The sequence below is a fragment of the Streptomyces scabichelini genome (assembly GCF_011045015.1).
Lineage (GTDB): Bacteria > Actinomycetota > Actinomycetes > Streptomycetales > Streptomycetaceae > Streptomyces > Streptomyces scabichelini.
Map to the genome: position 1 here is coordinate 1 of NZ_JAAKZY010000414.1, position 3,255 is coordinate 3,255.

The 3,255-nt window shown below is 72.3% G+C and carries 3 protein-coding genes; all 3 read left to right on the forward strand.

The window, feature by feature from the left end; translation table 11 throughout:
* The first annotated feature begins 47 nt into the window (after positions 1 to 47).
* Complete coding sequence (locus G5C60_RS50090; protein ID WP_165270895.1) at positions 48 to 851, forward strand: ABC transporter permease; 804 nt, start codon at positions 48 to 50, stop codon at positions 849 to 851.
* Positions 848 to 2,503 (forward strand): benzoylformate decarboxylase, encoded by a 1,656-nt coding sequence (gene mdlC / locus G5C60_RS50095; protein WP_165270897.1) that lies wholly within the window; start codon positions 848 to 850, stop codon positions 2,501 to 2,503. The genes G5C60_RS50090 and mdlC overlap by 4 nt, the downstream gene beginning before the upstream one ends.
* 9 nt (positions 2,504 to 2,512) lie before the next feature.
* Positions 2,513 to 3,255 (forward strand): ABC transporter ATP-binding protein (locus tag G5C60_RS50100; RefSeq protein WP_165270899.1); only part of this gene is annotated, 743 nt, incomplete at its 3' end.

Sequence of the window (3,255 nt, forward strand, 5' to 3'; positions counted from 1 at the left end):
GCCCTTGGGGATGGGACAGGTAGGGGCGGCGGGGGCGAGAGCCCGTGATGAGCCGGACCGGCCGTGTCCCGGCAGCGGCACGCGGCGCGCTGCTGCGCTGGACCGTGCTCGCGGCAGCCGTCGCCGCATGGCAGGTCAGCGCCCGCGCACACGGCAGCGTCTACTTCCCACCCCCCGCCGACATCGCCCGGCACGCCTACGACCTGTGGTTCTCAGGACCGGCCGGACACGCCTTCCTCACCACCGACGCCGTGGACAACATCCTCCCCAGCCTCGGCCGGATGGCCACCGGGTTCGCGATCGCCGCGGTCGCCGGAATCGCGCTCGGAGTCGCCGTCGGCCGCTCCCGGCGGGCGTACGCGCTCTGCAACCCGGTGCTGCAGTTCGCGCGCGCGATCCCGCCCCCGGCCCTCGTGCCCGTCTTCGTCGTGGTCTTCGACTTCGGTACCCCGATGCAGCTCGCGTCGATCGTCTTCAGCGCCGTATGGCCCGTACTGATCAATACGGCCGAGGGGGCGCGCAACACCGACCCCCTGCGGCTCGAAGTCGCCGCCGTACTGCGGCTGACCGCGCCCGAGCGGCTGTGGCTGCTGCTCCTGCCGTCCGCGCTGCCGCGCATCTTCGCGGGCCTGCGCCTGAGCCTTTCGCTCTCGCTCATCCTCATGGTCTTCTCGGAGCTGCTGCCGGGCACGGCCAACGGCATCGGCTTCACCCTCACCGACGCCCAGTCGCGCTCCGACCTGCTCACCGTGTGGGCCGCACTGGTGCTGCTCGGCGCGCTCGGATATCTGCTCAACACCGGCCTGCTGGCGGTCGAGAAACGGCTGCTCGGCAGAGGGAGGCCCGTATGAACCCTGGGACGGGAACTGTTCTGGACTCCGTCGTCCAATTCTGCCGCGACACCGGCATGACCACGGTCTTCGGCAATCCGGGCTCCACGGAGCTGCGGATGTTCCGCGACTGGCCCGAAGACTTCACGTACGTACTGGGCTTACAGGAGTCCGTCGCCGTCGCCATGGCCGCGGGCCACGCGCTCGGCACCGGACGCGCGGCCCTTGTCAGCCTGCACTCGGCGGGCGGTGTCGGACACGCGCTGGGCGCGGTCTTCAACGCGTACCGCGACCGGGTGCCCCTCGTCGTCATGGCCGGCCAGCAGTCGCGCCCGCTGATCCAGCTGCGGCCGTTCCTCGGTGCCGACGAACCGGCCCAGTTCCCGCGCCCGTACGTGAAGTTCAGCCGTCAGCCGGACCGCGCGGCGGACGTCCCCGCGGTGCTCGCCGAGGCCCACCGCATCGCCATGTCCCACCCCCGCGGCCCGGTCTTCGTCTCGGTCCCCGAGGACGACTGGGACCAGCCGGCCCCGCCCGTCGAGCCGCGCGCCGTGCACGGCGCGTTCACGGCCGACGCCGACGCGCTGTCCACCCTGGCCGCGCGCCTCGACGCCTGTGAGCGGCCCGCGCTGGTCGTCGGGCCCGGAGTCGACGACGAGTACGCGCTCGCCGAGGTCCGTACCCTCGCCGAACGCACCCGCGCGGCCGTCTGGATCAGCCCGATGTCCGGCCGCTCCGGCTTCCCCGAGTCCCATCCGCTCTTCCAGGGCTTCCTGCCGCCGGCAGCCGACCGGCTGACGGCCTGCCTGGAGGCGTACGACCTGGTGGTCGTCCTGGGGGCGCCCCTGTTCACGTACCACTTCCATACGGAGAGCCCGCCGCTGCCCGCGCGCACCGAACTGTTCCACCTCGACTGCGACCCGGGTCAGGCGGCGTGGCTGCCGACGGGGACAAGCATTGTGACGACCCTGAAGCCGGCGCTTCGGCAACTCGCGGCGCTGCTGGGCGAGTCGGAGTCGGACCGTAAACCGCCTCCCCTGCGCGAGGCACCCCTTCCGGTGTCCGCTGTCGACGACATCACGCCGGAGCTGGTCCTCGACCTGCTTCAGGAGCGGCTGCCGCGCGACCGCGTCCTCGTCGAGGAGGCACCCAGCCATCGTGACGCGATCCACGCGCGCGTGCGGGTCGATCTGGAGGGCGGCTACCTCACCACCGGCAGCGGGGCGCTCGGCTGGGGGCTGCCGCTGGCCGTCGGGCGCGCGCTGGCCGACCGGCGGCGGCTGGTGTGCGTGGTCGGCGACGGCTCGGCCCTCTACTCCGTCCAGGGCCTGTGGACCGCCGCGCGCCATCGGGTGCCGGTCACGTACGTCCTCCTCGACAACGGCGGTTACGCCGCCGTACGCGCCCTCGGCCACCGCATCGACATCGCGCCCGTCCCCGGTACGGAGATCGGCGGCGTCGACTTCACCGCGCTCGCCGCCGGGTTCGGGTGCCCGGCGGCGTACGTCGAACGGCCCGCAGAACTCCCCGCCGCCCTCGACCGTGCGCTGGCTCAAGGCGACGACGACGGCCCTTATCTCCTCCACGTCCGAGTAACCGGCATCGGCACGGACACCGACTCCGACAGCGACTCCGGCACCGAAGGCGGCGCGCTCGACTCCAGGGACAGGTGACCGATCCGCATGCTCCGCCTCGACTCGCTGGGCCAGCGCTACGGCGAACACCGGGTCCTGCACGACATCAGCCTCACCGTGCCCGACGGTCAACTCCTGTGCGTGGTCGGGCCGTCCGGGTGCGGTAAGTCGACCCTGCTGCGGACCGTCGCGGGGTTGCTGCCCACGTACGAGGGCGCGGTCAGTATCGACGGGGACCCGGTCGTCGGAGTCCCCGACCGGCTCGCGGTCGTCTTCCAGGACTACGGGCGTTCGTTGTTTCCTTGGTTGTCCGTCCGCGAGAACGTGGCGTTGCCGTTGCGGCGGCGGGGGATGGGGCGGGCCGAACGGCGGGACGAGGCCGAGCGCATGCTGGAACGGGTCGGCCTCGGCGGCGCCGGGCGCCGCCATCCCTGGCAGCTGTCGGGAGGCATGCAGCAACGGGTCGCCATCGCACGGGCGTTGGTGTGCCGCCCCTCACTCCTCCTCATGGACGAGCCCTTCGGCTCCCTCGACGCACAGACCCGGGAGGACCTCGAGGATCTGCTGCTCGAGGTGCACCGGGCGGAGGGGACGACGATCGTGTTCGTCACGCATGACATCGACGAGAGCGTTTACGTGGGGGACCGGGTTGTCGTTCTCTCGGCGGGGCCCGGGTCGCGTGTCGTGCTCGACCTGCCGGTGTCGCTGCCGGTGCCCGCGCCGGGGAAGCGGGATCAGATCGGTACGCGGGGGCTGCCGGAGTTCGTGGCGTTGCGGGCGGAGGTGGGGAG